Origin of the sequence: Actinomycetospora sp. NBRC 106375 (genome assembly GCF_030269665.1) — a bacterium.
Taxonomy (GTDB): Bacteria; Actinomycetota; Actinomycetes; order Mycobacteriales; family Pseudonocardiaceae; genus Actinomycetospora.
In genome coordinates, this window is sequence record NZ_BSTS01000002.1 from 349165 (window position 1) to 362253 (window position 13089).

General features: G+C 75.4%; 15 protein-coding genes and 3 tRNA genes. 4 read left to right on the forward strand and 14 right to left on the reverse strand.

The genetic code is table 11. The annotated features are described in order from the left end of the window. Positions 1 to 110: 110 nt before the first annotated feature. The gene (locus QSK03_RS05190) at positions 111 to 950 is read right to left on the reverse strand and encodes a PhzF family phenazine biosynthesis protein (protein WP_352231945.1); all 840 of its coding nucleotides are present in this window, start codon (positions 948 to 950) and stop codon (positions 111 to 113) included. 309 nt (positions 951 to 1259) lie between these two features. Between QSK03_RS05190 and QSK03_RS05195 the strand changes: the two genes are divergently transcribed. Both QSK03_RS05195 and QSK03_RS05200 read left to right on the forward strand, forming a co-directional pair. Next, entirely contained in the window at positions 1260 to 2033 is a 774-nt protein-coding gene (locus tag QSK03_RS05195; RefSeq protein ID WP_285648972.1) for a coniferyl-alcohol dehydrogenase, read from the forward strand. An 84-nt stretch (positions 2034 to 2117) separates the two neighbouring features. Continuing rightward, positions 2118 to 2933 carry a serine protease gene (locus tag QSK03_RS05200; RefSeq protein WP_285648974.1) on the forward strand — a complete coding sequence of 272 codons (816 nt, stop codon included), beginning with the start codon at positions 2118 to 2120 and terminating at the stop codon, positions 2931 to 2933. A 1-nt stretch (position 2934) separates the two neighbouring features. On the opposite strand, the gene QSK03_RS05205 is transcribed toward QSK03_RS05200, so the two are convergent. The 3 genes from QSK03_RS05205 to QSK03_RS05215 form a co-directional block, all read right to left on the reverse strand. Further along, entirely contained in the window at positions 2935 to 3126 is a 192-nt protein-coding gene (locus QSK03_RS05205) for a hypothetical protein (RefSeq protein ID WP_285648976.1), read from the reverse strand. A gap of 207 nt (positions 3127 to 3333) precedes the next feature. Then, a complete protein-coding gene (locus tag QSK03_RS05210) occupies positions 3334 to 3696 on the reverse strand; it encodes a DUF2568 domain-containing protein (RefSeq protein ID WP_285648978.1) in 363 nt (120 codons plus the stop codon). 25 nt (positions 3697 to 3721) lie between these two features. Next, positions 3722 to 4252 (reverse strand): 2'-5' RNA ligase family protein, encoded by a 531-nt coding sequence (locus QSK03_RS05215; RefSeq protein ID WP_285648980.1) that lies wholly within the window; start codon positions 4250 to 4252, stop codon positions 3722 to 3724. Between the two features lie 90 nt (positions 4253 to 4342). Between QSK03_RS05215 and QSK03_RS05220 the strand changes: the two genes are divergently transcribed. Next, the gene (locus tag QSK03_RS05220; protein ID WP_285648982.1) at positions 4343 to 5551 is read left to right on the forward strand and encodes an MFS transporter; all 1209 of its coding nucleotides are present in this window, start codon (positions 4343 to 4345) and stop codon (positions 5549 to 5551) included. 24 nt (positions 5552 to 5575) lie between these two features. On the opposite strand, the gene QSK03_RS05225 is transcribed toward QSK03_RS05220, so the two are convergent. From QSK03_RS05225 to QSK03_RS05270, 10 genes are all read right to left on the reverse strand, one after another. Continuing rightward, positions 5576 to 5872, reverse strand: a complete 297-nt coding sequence (locus QSK03_RS05225; protein WP_285648984.1) for a DUF1330 domain-containing protein — start codon at positions 5870 to 5872, stop codon at positions 5576 to 5578. Positions 5873 to 5951: 79 nt separating this feature from the next. Then, positions 5952 to 6025, reverse strand: a tRNA-Phe gene (locus tag QSK03_RS05230). Positions 6026 to 6056: 31 nt separating this feature from the next. Further along, a tRNA-Asp gene (locus QSK03_RS05235) sits at positions 6057 to 6130 on the reverse strand. Between the two features lie 20 nt (positions 6131 to 6150). Further along, positions 6151 to 6223, reverse strand: a tRNA-Glu gene (locus QSK03_RS05240). 74 nt (positions 6224 to 6297) lie between these two features. Then, positions 6298 to 7077 carry a TetR family transcriptional regulator gene (locus QSK03_RS05245; protein WP_285648986.1) on the reverse strand — a complete coding sequence of 260 codons (780 nt, stop codon included), beginning with the start codon at positions 7075 to 7077 and terminating at the stop codon, positions 6298 to 6300. Between the two features lie 104 nt (positions 7078 to 7181). Further along, a complete protein-coding gene (locus QSK03_RS05250; protein ID WP_285648988.1) occupies positions 7182 to 7352 on the reverse strand; it encodes a hypothetical protein in 171 nt (56 codons plus the stop codon). A gap of 364 nt (positions 7353 to 7716) precedes the next feature. Continuing rightward, positions 7717 to 8961, reverse strand: coding sequence for a serine hydrolase domain-containing protein (locus QSK03_RS05255; RefSeq protein ID WP_285648990.1), 1245 nt, complete (start codon positions 8959 to 8961; stop codon positions 7717 to 7719). A gap of 8 nt (positions 8962 to 8969) precedes the next feature. Then, the gene (locus QSK03_RS05260) at positions 8970 to 9839 is read right to left on the reverse strand and encodes an alpha/beta fold hydrolase (RefSeq protein ID WP_285648992.1); all 870 of its coding nucleotides are present in this window, start codon (positions 9837 to 9839) and stop codon (positions 8970 to 8972) included. Between the two features lie 55 nt (positions 9840 to 9894). Then, positions 9895 to 11190: an FAD-dependent monooxygenase gene (locus QSK03_RS05265; protein ID WP_285648994.1), complete on the reverse strand. Its 1296-nt coding sequence runs from the start codon at positions 11188 to 11190 to the stop codon at positions 9895 to 9897. Positions 11191 to 11301: 111 nt separating this feature from the next. Next, a complete protein-coding gene (locus QSK03_RS05270) occupies positions 11302 to 12114 on the reverse strand; it encodes a phosphatase PAP2 family protein (RefSeq protein WP_285648997.1) in 813 nt (270 codons plus the stop codon). 105 nt (positions 12115 to 12219) lie between these two features. Between QSK03_RS05270 and QSK03_RS05275 the strand changes: the two genes are divergently transcribed. Next, a complete protein-coding gene (locus QSK03_RS05275; RefSeq protein WP_285648999.1) occupies positions 12220 to 13080 on the forward strand; it encodes a hypothetical protein in 861 nt (286 codons plus the stop codon). The last annotated feature ends 9 nt before the right edge of the window (positions 13081 to 13089 follow it).

The window sequence follows — 13089 nt, forward strand, 5'->3', positions numbered from 1 at the left end:
GCTCCCCTGGTCGACCCGGCGTCTCTCACGCACGGTAATCAAGACCCGGGCGCGACGCCAGTCATGGGGCCGAACGGGGAGTTGTTGCTCACCCTCGGTGAGCGCATGGTCTAGATTTTCGTCGCCTCGGCCAACAGCTCGCCGCGGCTGACCGTCACGGCGTCGCCGCGGAGGTGGACGCGGTCGCCCCGCAGCTCGACGCCGACCTCGCCGCCCCGCGGCGAAAGTTGCGCGCCGACCAGGCGCTCGCGGCCCAGGCGCTTGGCCCAGTACGGCGCGAGGCAGCAGTGCGCCGAGCCCGTGACCGGGTCCTCGTCGATCCCGACCGCCGGGGCGAAGAAGCGCGACACGAAGTCCGGTGCGCCCGGGGCGGGGTCGTCGCCCGCCCGGGCCGTGACGATGACGCCCCGCCCGCTCGCGGCCCGCAGGACCGACAGGTCGGGCTCGAGGTCGCGCACCTCCGCGGCGGAGGGGATCTCGACGAGGACGTCGTAGCGGCAGCGGGCCAGCTCGACGACCGCGGCGCCGAGGGCGTCGGCGAACTCGTCGGCGAGGTGGCCGTCGGGCAGGGCGGAGACCGGTTCGTCGACCGGGAAGTCCAGCTGGATGCCCCCGCCGGCCAGGGCCTCGGCCCGCAGGACGCCGGCGGCCGTCCGGAAGGCGATCGGCGACGTGGCGAGGCCCTGCTCGAACAGCACGTGCGCGCTCGCCAGGGTCGCGTGGCCGCAGATCTCGACCTCGACGGTCGGCGTGAACCACCGCAGGCCCACCTCCCCGGTGGCCTCGAGCGTCGAGAGGTCGACGAAGGCCGTCTCGGAGACGTTCACCTCGGCCGCGACGGCCTGCATCCAGGCCGCGTCGTCGGCGTCGGTGAGGCACACCCCGGCCGGGTTGCCGGTGAAGGGCGAGGACGTGAACGCGTCGACGAGGTGGAGCTGCACGGACCCCATGGTGCCGTCTCGGAGCCCGTGGGGGCAGCCGGATGCCGCCGGTGGCGGCGATCCGGGCGCCCGGGTGGGCCGTCCCGGGGCGTGGGCCACGCCACCACGCCCCGGGAACGGGTTCCGGCGGGTCCGCCGAGAGATCACGAGGGCGCTCCGTTCGGTGATCGGCCTCGGACACCGACGGTCACATCAATGCATGCCGTATACCAAGGATCTCCACCCTGACGGCCCAACCGTGCGACCGACCGCGACCGCCGGGTCACCGATCGCGGCCGCCGACGGCCGTTCGTCCGGCCCCGCTACTCTGACTCCGTCATGAGCACGGTCTTCCTGGTCACGGGCGCCTCCTCGGGGGTCGGGCGCGCACTCGCGCAGTTCCTCGCCCGCCACGGCGTCTCGGTCATCGGGCTCGACCGTCGCGAGCCGCCGGACCGCGAGATCTCCCACCTCCTGTGCGACCTCGCCGACCCGACGTCCATCGACGCCGCGGTCGAGCGGCTCGACGGCCAGGTGGACGCGCTGGCCAACGTGGCGGGCGTCCCCGGCACCGCGTCGGCCGAGACCGTGCTGTCGGTCAACTTCCTCGGGATGCGCCACCTCACCGAGCGCCTGCTCGGGCGCATCCGCCGCGGCGGGTCGGTGGTCAACGTGTCGTCGGCGGAGGGCCGGCACTGGGTCGCCCACCTCGCCGAGCTGCGTCCCCTGCTGGCCACGCGCACGTTCGCCGAAGGGCTGCGGTGGTGCCGCGAGCAGCGTTCCGACCGCTCGGTCTACGACGTGTCGAAGGAGGCCGTGCTCGCCTACACCACGGCCTCGTCGACGCTGACCTGGAGCGACGGCGTCCGGATGAACGCCGTCGCCCCCGGCACCGTGCGGACGCCGTCGCTGCCCGAGATCGAGCGCTCCACCGACCCCCGCCGGCTCGCCCGGGTCCGCACCGCGGCCGGGCGGGACGCCGAGGCGTCCGAGATCGCGTCGGTGGTCGCGTTCCTCATGTCGAACGAGAGCCGCTGGGTGAACGGGCAGACGCTCGCCGCCGACGGCGGCGTCGCGGCGGCCACCACCTGGGCCGCACTGCAGTCGCGCTGACGACACCCCGCCGAACGACCGTCACCCGATCGTGACCTGTGCGTTGGACCGGTCGGACGCACCGCCCGCCCGGGGAGATGACGCATGCCTGCACGACGCTCGGCCCGCCGGACGATGACGGCGCTCGCCGCCGGCGCGGCGGTCGCCGCGGCCGCCTGGCTGGGCGGCGCCACGGCCGTCGCGGCACCCGGGGACGGGCCGGTCGCGACCGCCCCGGGCGTGCACCCCGGCGTCCAGACCCGCACCGACGGCGCGCAGTGCACCGCGAACTTCCTCTTCACCGACGGCGACGCCACCTACCTCGGCCAGGCGGCCCACTGCTCCGGCACCGGTGCCTCGACCGAGACCGACGGCTGCACCTCGGCCTCGCTGCCCCTCGGCACGCAGGTCGAGGTCGGCGGCGCCTCCCGTCCCGGCACCCTCGTCTACAACTCCTGGCTCGCGATGCAGGACGCCGGCGAGACCGACCCCGACGCCTGCGCCTACAACGACCTCGCCCTCGTGCGCCTCGACCCCGCCGACGCCGCCACCGCGTCCGGCGTCGTGCCGATCTTCGGCGGCCCCCGCGGGATCGACACCGACGGCACCCGGCCCGGCGACGTCGTACGCAGCTACGGCAACTCCGAGCTGCGCGGCGGCGTCACCCTCCTGAGCCCGAAGATCGGCACCAGCGCCGGCGACCGCGGCCACGGCTGGAGCCACGACGTCGTCACCGTGACCCCGGGCATCCCGGGCGACTCCGGCAGCGCGTTCCTCTCCCCCGACGGCTCCGCGCTCGGCGTGCTCTCGACGATCCAGTTCGCCCCCGTGCCGGCCAGCAACGGCGTCAGCGACCTGGCGAAGATGCTCGGCTACGCCCGCGGCCACGGCATGGGCGGGCTGCGGCTCGTGACGGGCTGAGCTAGCCGCTCATCACCTTGCGCCGCCGGGGCGCGGGCTCGGCGGGGACGCCCTCGGTGCGGTACGACGCAGCCGCGCGGCGCCGCGTCTCGGCGGCGCGCCGGTCGGCCCGCGATGACCACCGCGTCATCGCCAGGTAGAGCGGCACGCCGATCATCAGCCCCGAGACCAGCAGGAACGCCACGATCGCCACGATCCACTCCACGCTGCCGCCCCCAGACCGTTCGCCGGTGTCGCGGGGACGTCGCTCGATCGGGTGACGGCGTTACGGTTGGACCGGGACGAGCCCGGCGCCGCTCGACGGTCGGCCCGGCTCCCGAGCCGGGCGGTCGGTGGGGCGCCGACGGTCAGCCGGCCCGGCTGGTCGCCGGGACGACCGTGGCGGCCGGACGGCCAGGGCTCAGCGGCCCGACCAGCGGTGCTGCTCGGCCGCGACGACCAGGGCCTCGGTGACGACGAGGAACACGACCCCGACCCAGACCGGCCCGGCGAGCGCGAGCAGCAGCGCGACCATCGCGAAGAGCCCGATCTTGACCCCGAGCGCCGCCCGCGGCGGCAGCGGCCACGGCGCGTGGGGCGCGAGCCAGCGTCCCCAACCGACGGCGACCGCGGTCGGCAGCGCCACGGCCGCGAAGACCTTGAGACCGATGGTCTCGGGGAGGGCGATCCCGACGTACAGCAGCGCAGCGAGCATCGCCATCTCGGCGAGGAAGACGCCGGCCTCGAGCGGGCCGACGTGTCCGATGTCCGCGCGACTGGTCACGGCCCCTGACGCTAACGCGGGCCGGTCAGGTCAGCGTGGCCTCCGCGACGACCTGCCACCCTCCCGCGTCGAACGAACCGGCGAGCAACGACACGCGGTCGACCTCTGCGCCGATCGGTAGGCGGTGCGACAAGCGGTCGGCCGCGTCCTGCAGGGCCGCGAACGAGGAGTGGCGACGGTAGCCCACGGTCAGGTGCGGCACCGGCTCGTGCTCGCCCGCGTAGGGCGGGTGCTCCGGGAAGGCCCGGACCACACGCCGGGTGAGCTCGTCGAACGGCCCGGTCGGGTTCGGGGCCAGCCACACGTAGTCGTCCCCGAACCACCGCATCGCGTCGAAGCGGCACGAGAACGTCCCGACGCCGCGGACCGCCTCGCGCAGCGCCGCGACCGTGGCCGCGTCGACGAGGTGCGCCGGCACGAAGGGGAACAGCACCGTGACGTGGGCGGGGACGCCCTGGCGCGCCGACGGGTCCAGCGCGTCGCGCAGCGCGCCGACGACGGGCTCCGCCTCCGGGACGAGCACGAGCACCGCGGTGTGGGTGGCGTGCTCGGGCATCGTCGAGCTCAGGGCGTGGGCCCGCGGTCGTGACGCACGGCGTCGAGCCTTCCCGGCGTGTCAAGGCGATGACCGCCATCCTCGGTGCCGATGACCGCCACCGAGGGTCCCGCCCGCTACGTGCGCCTGGCGCGGGTGCCGGGGGTCCTGTCCCTGGGCGCGGCGTCGGCGGTGGCGCGGCTGCCCCTCGGTATGACCGGGCTGGCGCTCCTGCTGCTCGTCCAGGTCCGCACCGGCTCCTACCAGCAGGCCGGGGCGGCGGTCGGGTGCTTCGCCCTGGCCAGCGCCGCCGGCAGCCCCGCCCGCGGCCGGCTCGCGGACCGGTTCGCGCCGGTGCCGGTCCTGCTCGTCACCGGCGTCGCCCAGCCGGTCGCGCTGGTCGGCGTCGTCGTCGCCACGGCATCCGCCCGCCCGCATCCGGCTCCGGTCCTGCTCGCGGTCGCGCTCGCCGGCCTCCTGGTGCCGCCGGTGGGCCCCGTGTCGCGCGCCGTCTGGCAGCGGCTGGTGACCGCTCCCGACCTCGCCCGCGCCGCCTTCGCGCTGGACTCCCTGCTGCTCCAGCTCATCTTCTACGTCGTCGCCCCGCCGGTGGTCGCGGTGCTCGCGACGTCGGCGGACCCGGCCGTCGCGGTGATCGCGATCGCCGTCCTCACGGTGATCGGCAACGTGGCGGTCGCCGCCTCGCCCGCCGTGCGATCGGTGCCGCGCCGCCGCGGGTCGGTACACCTCCTCGGCCCCCTCACCGAGCCTCGGCTGATCGTGGTCCTGCTGACCTCCACGGTCGCCGCCGCGGCCTTCGCGGCCCTCGAGGTCGCCGTCGCGTCCGCGGCGGTCTCGCGCGGCGCGACGGGCGCGAGCGGGCTGCTGCTGGCGCTGATCGGCGTCGGCAGCATCGCGGGCGGCCTCTTCTACGGCGCCCGCAGCCCCGCGGTCTCGATGGCCGCCCAGTACCGGCGGTGGCTGGTGGTCCTCGCGATGGGCACCGCGCCACTGGTCGTGGCCACGACGACGCCCGTCCTCGGCGTCCTGCTCGTCGCCGCGGGGCTCGCCATCGGTCCGGTGAGCACCAGCCAGTTCACCCTCGTCGGCGAGCTCGCCCCGACGGGCACGCTCACCGAGGCGTTCACCTGGCTCTTCTCCGCCGCCCTCGGGGGCACCGCGCTCGGCAGCTACCTCGCGGGGACGGCCACGCAGCAGTACGGGGTGGAGATCGCCCTGGCGCTGCCCTGTGCGCTGGCCCTCGCGACCCTCGGCCTCGCCGTGGCGGTGCGGGGGGCGTCCACCACGCCGGAGCCGTGATCGCGCTCGCCGGAGCGGGGAGGGTCAGCCGCCCTGCGCCTCAACGATCCTGATGTCCCGGTCGACGCCGTCGCCGAGGGCGCGCAGGGCCTCCTGGTACGCCGGGCCGTCGTGGGTGGCGACGGCCTGTTCGACGCTGTCGAACGCGATGAGGGTCGTGCGCTCGGTCATGCCGCTCTCGTACGCCGCGACGGCCTTGCCGCGCGCGACGAACCGGCCACCACCGGCTTCGATCGCGGGCACGGCCAGCTCCACGTAGGCGTCCAGCTTCGCCTGGTCGCGGATCTCGCGGTACACGCTGATCCAGTAGGCGCCGACCATGCGTCCTCCTCGGCTCACGTCGTGGCCGGAATGACCTTGCCAGCACGAGTCTCACCGACGGACAGGCGGGTGAGCGGGGTGGCCAGGGGCGGGGTCGAACCGCCGACCTATCGCTTTTCAGGCGATCGCTCGTACCAACTGAGCTACCTGGCCGGACGGCCGAGGAACCACCTCGACCGGAGAGCGACCCAGACGGGACTCGAACCCGCGACCTTCGCCGTGACAGGGCGACGCGCTAACCAACTGCGCCACTGGGCCTTGATGTTGCTGCACCACCGTACCCCCAACGGGATTCGAACCCGCGTTGCCGCCTTGAAAGGGCGGAGTCCTAGGCCGCTGAACGATGGGGGCGCGACCCTCTGGCTGAGGACCTTACCCCGCAACGGCGGACCCGTTGGGAGCACCGCAAGCATAGGTGACCGGTCTCAGGACTCCGGCACCCACCCCCCGTCGCCGGTGATCGGCTCGACCGCCGGCGCGTCCCGCCGCCGGGCCAGGTGCGGCCCGAGGACGGCGCCCATGCCCCCGTCGTGGCGCCAGGTGTCGAGCCAGGCGGGGTCGGCGGCGGCGCCGAGCAGGAGCTCCCAGTTCTCGCAGACGCGCTGGGCGAGGTCGTCGAGCCCGCTGATCGCGAGGGAGGCGACGAACGCGCCGCCCGAGAGGTCGACGACGGTGCGTGCGAGGGACGTCGGGTCCGCCCACGGCCGGAGCAGGCCGGCGGTCGCGGCGCGGCCGAAGAGGTCGACGAAGACGTCCTGCCAGAACCGGTACGGCCAGCCGGGGCGGTGCGGGCCGGTGAAGCCCTCCGAGCACAGCCGCTGGCCGGCCCGCAGCACCGGGCCGTCGAGCTCGTCCTGCATCGCGCGGGCGAGCTGGGCGGCGGTGCGCAACGGGTCGAGATCGAGGGCGCGGCACCGCTCGACCATCGCGCGGCAGACGAGCTCCATCTCGTCGACCACGGCGAGCGCGATGCTCTCCTTGGACACGAAGTGGAAGTACAGGGCGCCCTTGGTGACGTTGCTGCGCTCGAGGATCCGTGACAGCGACGCCTCGTGGTACGACCCCGCGGCGAACTCCTCGGCGGCCGCGGCCAGGATCGCGCCGCGGGTCGCCAGGGCCCGTGCCTGGCGCGGCGCCTCGGCGCGCGGCCCCTCGGCACGTGCCCCAGAGGACGCGTGCGACGGGTCATCCGCGAGCTCGACCATATCGGCGCATACGGTAGCGGCCCGGTGCCGCCGGTAGGGCCGCCCACGCGGGAGGTCGTCGCGGCTCGGACGACCTCGCCGATCGGCCCCGGCTCAGCTCCCGGTCAGCGCCGGACGGGCGGCGGGTCGCCGCCCTCGCCGATCAGCCCGAGCATGTCGAGCAGCTCGCGGCAGTCGTCGGAGTCGAGCGAGTTGCGGGCGACGGCGATGCGCGCGCGGTGCACCTGCTCGTCGCTCACCCCGTAGACGTCGGCCGCCGTGCGCTGCGCGGGCACCGACGGTTCCTCGGGCGCGGTGCGCTCGGGGTGGGGTCCGTTCGGTCGTCGACGCGGTCCTGACGTGGCGTTCATGCTGGCTCCCGGTGGCCGCCTGGTCCCGACCCGCAGCATCACGTCACGCGGCGGGACACCCGTAACGGGGGACGGCGTCGGTCACTGCGCGTGCCCGGTGCCGTCCCTCGTCCGAGTCGCGACGACGCTACCCAGCCGCCCGTCGGGATGCAGCCCCCTTCCCGAGTGACGGTCCCGAAGATTCTCGCGTGACCGCTTCGTCCCCGATCCGCTACGGAGTGCGACGAACTGCCGCCGTGCGGTGTCCGCGCTCCCCCGCGGGGCGACGCGGGCTGCGGCGGGAGAGTGATCAGTCGACGAGTGCCTGGTAGACGAGACCGCGCAGCTGCGTCCGGATCGGGTGGGCGCTCGAGGGCAGCAGCTGGGTGAAGAACATCGCGGTGACGCGCTCGGCGGGGTCGACCCAGAACGCGGTGCTGGCCGCTCCGCCCCACGCCATCTCGCCGGCGCTGGCGAGGGTCCGGTAGGCCACTGGATCGGTGACCACGGAGACCCCCAGGCCGAAGCCGACGCCGTTGAACGGCATCTCGGCGAACAGCGGGCGGCCGACCTGCTCGAGGTCGAGGCCGCCCGGCAGGTGGTTGCGTCCCATGTAGTCGACGGTGCGGCTGCCGAGCAGGCGGACGCCGTCGACCTCGCCGCGCCCGAGCAGCAGGCGGGTGAAGCGGTGGTAGTCCGCGGCCGTCGACACCAGCCCGCCGCCCCCGGAGAGCCACGAGGGCCCGTGCACCTCGCGGCCCATGCCGCCCATCCCCGCCGACTCGGCGAGCACGGCGCGACCGGTGGCCGGGTTGTTGACGTAGAGGGCCGCGAGCCGCTCGGGGTCGTCGACGACGAAGCCGGTGGCGTCCATGCCGAGGGGCCCGAGCACGTTCTCGGCGAGGAAGACGTCCAGCGCCTGCCCGGACACGACCTCGATCAGCCGGCCGAGGACGTCGGTGGCGTGGCTGTAGTTCCACTCCGTGCCCGGCTGGAACACCAGCGGCAGGCGGGCCCAGGCCTGCACGCAGCCGGCGAGGTCGAGACCCTCCGGCACGCCCCACTCGAACCCCGCGGCCCGGTAGAGCGCGTCCACGGGGTGCGCGTGGTGGAACCCGTAGGTCAGCCCCGAGGTGTGGGTCAGCAGGTGCCAGACCCTGATCGGCTCGGTGGCGGGCTCGAGCAGCGGCTTGGCGGCCGAGCCCTTGACGTAGACCCTCGGCTCGGCGAACTCCGGGAGCCACCGGCTGATCGGGTCGGTGAGCTCGAGCGCGCCGCGCTCCCAGAGCATGAGCACGGCCACCGACGTGATCGGCTTGGACATCGAGTAGATGCGCCAGCGGGTGTCGTCGGTGACCGGCAGCCCGGCCTCGAGATCACGGTTCCCGGCGGTCGACGAGTGCACGACGCGCCCGTCACGGGCCACGACCGCGTGCCACCCCGCGAGGCGGCCGTCGTCGACGTAGCGGGCGAAGTGGTCGTCGATGCGGGACAGGCGAGCCGGGTCGAAGCCCAGCTCCTCGGGGTCGGCCTCGACCTTCAGGGCGCTCGTCACTCCCGCCACTATGCCGCCGTGAGGAACGCCCGCAACTCGTCGAGCACCTCGTCGGGCCGTTCCTCGGGCACGAAGTGGGCGCAGCGCTCGATCGCCCGCCCGCGCACGTCGTCGGCGTACTCGCGCCACATCTCGAGCAGCGGCAGCGTCGTGCCCATGACGCCCTCGGCGCCCCACAGCGCCAGCAGGGGCTGGGCCAGCCGCTTCCCGGCCGCGAAGTCCTCCTCGTCGTGCCGGGAGTCGACGGGGTGGGCGCGGTAGTCGTCGAACCCGCACCGCAGCGCGCCCGGCTGGGAGAAGGCGCGGACGTACTCGGCGACCGCGGCGGGCTCGAGCCCCTCGCGGGCGTAGGTCCACTTCTCCAGGAAGTAGCGCAGGTAGCCCTCGACGTCGGCGCCCGCGAGGCGCTCGGGCAGGTCGGGCTGGAGGTGGAAGAGCCAGTGCCAGTACTTGGCGCCCAGGTCGGCGTCCATGCGCTGCCACGTGGCCCGGCTGGGGGCGATGTCGAGGACCGCGAGACGGGTCACCTCGTCGGGACGGTCGAGGGCCCACCGGTGGGCGACCCGCCCGCCCCGGTCGTGGCCGACGACCGCGACACGGTCGAACCCCAGACCGCGCACGAGCGCGGAGACGTCGGAGGCCATCGTGCGCTTGTCGAAGCCGCCGGTCGGCTTGTCGCTGGCGCCGTAGCCGCGCAGGTCGGGGACGACGACGGTGTGGTCGGCGGCGAGCGGGCCGGCCACGTGGCGCCAGCAGTAGCCCGTCTGCGGCCAGCCGTGCAGCAGCACGACCGGCGGGCCGCTGCCGCCGGCGCGGTAGTGCAGCCGGACGCCGTTCACGACGGCGGTGTCGGGGGTGAGGGGTCCGGGGATCGTCACGCGGCCGCATCCTGCCCCGCGCGGCGGTCGCCGGGCCACGCGAGCCGAGCCGGGCTCAGCCCGCCATCGGACCGGCGGGTGGACCTGTGGGGCCGCCGGGCCCGGGTCCCGGCGGGTCCGCAGTCGCTCCGGGGTGCGGGTGGACCACGGGGACGCCGGGCCGGTGCCCGTCCCCGTCCGCGCCCGAGCGGAGCGTGCCCTGCCCGGCGACCGGTCCCCGGCCCGCGTCGACGATCGCCGAGGTGGCGTCCACCGTCCCGGTGCGCCACAACCGGTCGCGCATGCGGCGGACGAGCCCCTCGGCGTGGCAGAGGGCCGCGAAGTCCTGCGCGCGGGCGGCCGTCACCGCCCGGGGCGTCTCGCGGACGTACGCGTACTCCTCGAGCGCCGGGACGATGCGCCCGTCGGCGTGGTCGAAGGCGCGTCCGAGCGTCGCGGCGTCGACGATCTCCACCGCGGCGGCCTGCGCCGAGTGGGGCAGCATCGGCTGGGCGGCGCCCCCGATCACGGTCATGCGGTGCCGGGCGCCCCGCTCGAGCGGGGCATGGTGGCGGTGCACCCGCGAGGGCGCCCACGCGACGGCGTCGCCCGCCGCGGCCCGGACCTCGGCCGCGGTGCCCGCGAGCAGCCGGCTCACCACGGCCGCGACGCCGTCGCGGTGCATGTCGTCGAGCGCGTCGACCCGCACGGTCACCGAGATCTCGCCCCCACCGCCCGGCGTCGCGGACTGGGTGACGTGCAGCGACGGCGAGGACCAGAGCCGCAGCACGTCGTCCGGCGGAGCCGGGCCGTGCGCCCGGTGCACGAGGTACGGGCTCGAGATAGCGTGGCCGCCCCCCAGGAACGGGCGCACCCGGCTGCCGGGGCCGTCGGCGCCGACGAGCGCCTCCGCGCGATAGGTCGCCCCGGTGTCGTCGGTGACGAGCACGGCGTCGCCGAGGTCCTCCACGGCCGTCGCGCTCCGGCCGTACTCGACGGTGATCATCTCGTCGGCGTCGCAGGCCGCGACCAGCCGGCGGCGCAGCGCGGCGTAGGGCGCGAGGACGTACGGGCGCCCGAAGCGGGCCCGCACGACCGGCCCGAGCTCGGCGACGCGCAGGACCGCGCCGGACCCGGCGTCGCCGTGGGTCAGGCGCCGCGGCTCCCACGAGGCCGCGGCCACCGGGTCGGCCAGGCCGAGCACCGACAGCTCGCGCAGGGCGGCCGGGGTGAGCACGGCGAGCCCGGTGTCGACGTCGTCGGCCCGGTCGCGCTCCAGGACGTGCACGGGGAAACCCTGGTGGGCGAGGAAGAGCGCCGTGGTCAGGCCGGCGAAGCGCGAGCCGAGCACGAGCAGCGGTACGGCAACCACAGCTCACCTCGTTCACCCGCGCGGACGAGACAAGCGTAGGCAAAGCATCTCGGACGGAGCAATCCGAGGTCGATCTGTGTGCGAGCCGTGTCACCACCACTCGGACAGGGGTCACTCCGACGCATGAGAACCGTCCGAGCCGTCACCGGGCAGCGAGAGCGCCGGATCCGGGGCGTCGCCGAGGCGTGACCGCGCGTCGAGCACCCGGGCGAGGGTGACACAGGTGATCGCCAGCGCGGCGCCGAGCAGCCACCCGGCGAGGACGTCGGTGGTCCAGTGCACGCCCAGGTAGATGCGGCTCGCACCGATGACGAAGGCGCCGAGGACCGCGAGCGGCAGCGCGACCGCCCGGACGGTCCGCGCCCGCGGGGAGCCGGCGGCGAGCGCCGCCACGGCGGCGGCGGTGAGCCCCAGGCCGAGCGCGGCCATCAGTGCGTGCCCGGACGGCAGCGAGGCCGTGGTCTCCACGGCGAGGCGGGTGGCCGCCGGGGGGCGCGGGCGTTCGACGGCGAGCTTCACGAGGCGGATCGTCAGCGCCCCGGTCGCGACCCCGGCCACCCAGATCACCGCCGTGCGCCGGTGACCGCGGGCGAAGAGCACCACGGCGGCGACCACCGCCAGCCCGCCGGTGCCCGCGGTGCCGCCGATCAGCGAGACGGTCTCGGCGGCGGCGGTGAGGCCCGGCGTGCGGTGGGCGACCGCGACGGCGAGCACCGGGGCGTCGGCGTCCGCGAGGGCCTCGTCGGTGGCGACGAGGGTGAACACGAGCCCGGCCGCCAGGACGAGTCCGGCCACGATCGTGGTGTCCCGCAGCGCCCCGGGCACGGCGGCGAGGGCCCCGCCGGCGAGGCGGTCGGCCAGGGCGGCGACGCCGAGCCCGACCCCGAGCACCAGCAGCGACACGGCGGTGGCGTCGAGGGCCACGCAGACCTCCTCGGACTCGGTGCCCCGGTGATGTCCGTCGGGACGGCGGGCGAAACGCCGGGTCGGCGCCGCGCTGTGCCGATCATCCCGGGGCAGACTGGGCGCGTGCTCCTCCTGGGGCTGCTCGCGGCGCTCGCGTCGGCGGGCGCCAACGCCGGTGCCGCGCTCCTCGAGGCGAGCGCGACACGGCGCGCCACCCGCGCGGCGACGGTGGTGCTGCACCCGATGTACCTCGGCGGGCTCCTCCTCGACATCGGCGGCTGGGTGCTGACGGTGCTCGCGCTGCGCTACATGCCGATCGTCGCGGTGCAGGCGATCGTCGCGGGCCAGGTGGGCATCACGGTGATCGCGTCGCACTGGGTGTTCGACACCCCGCTGCGACGGCTGGACCTCGTGGCGGCCGGCGCCAACATCGTGGGGCTCGCCCTGCTCGTGGCCAGCGCGCGGACCGACACGTCGCTGATCACGCCGTCGACGGCGGGCGTGGTCGCGCTCGTGGCCGTCTTCGTCGTGCTCGCGGCCGTGTCGGTGCCGGTGGCGATCCGCAGCCGCCGGGCGATCCTCGTCGCGTTCCTGGCCGGGCTGGCGTTCGGCGGCACGGCCGTCGCGGTGCGCATGGTCGACCTGCGGGGGTCCCTGGCCGAGATGGCCGGCGACGCGGCCGCCGACCCCGTGGTGTGGTGCCTGCTCGGGTTCGCCGCCCTGGGCCTCGGGCTCTACACGGTGGCGCTGGGACGGGGCGCGGTCGGGCCGGTCGTCGCGGTGCTGGCGGTGACGGAGACCCTCGCGCCGGGCCTGCTCGGGCTCGTCGCGCTCGGCGACGGCGTGCGGCCGGGATGGGTGCCGTGGTTCCTGCTGGGGCTGGTGCTCGCGCTGGGCGGGGTCGTCGTGCTGGCCCGGTCGCCCGCCCAGGCCTCGCTGTCCGGTGACGACGGCGCCGCGCCGCCGCCCCTCAAACGGCTGTGAGGGACGGCG

Coding starts and splice junctions, on each gene's coding strand:
- QSK03_RS05245 (WP_285648986.1), bottom strand. CDS start 7,077: ATGGTCGAGCTCGCGGATGACCCGTCGCACGCGTCCTCTGGGGCACGT.
- QSK03_RS05225 (WP_285648984.1), bottom strand. CDS start 5,872: ATGGTCGGCGCCTACTGGATCAGCGTGTACCGCGAGATCCGCGACCAG.
- QSK03_RS05215 (WP_285648980.1), bottom strand. CDS start 4,252: ATGCCCGAGCACGCCACCCACACCGCGGTGCTCGTGCTCGTCCCGGAG.
- QSK03_RS05195 (WP_285648972.1), top strand. CDS start 1,260: ATGAGCACGGTCTTCCTGGTCACGGGCGCCTCCTCGGGGGTCGGGCGC.
- QSK03_RS05190 (WP_352231945.1), bottom strand. CDS start 950: ATGGGGTCCGTGCAGCTCCACCTCGTCGACGCGTTCACGTCCTCGCCC.
- QSK03_RS05200 (WP_285648974.1), top strand. CDS start 2,118: ATGCCTGCACGACGCTCGGCCCGCCGGACGATGACGGCGCTCGCCGCC.
- QSK03_RS05220 (WP_285648982.1), top strand. CDS start 4,343: ATGACCGCCACCGAGGGTCCCGCCCGCTACGTGCGCCTGGCGCGGGTG.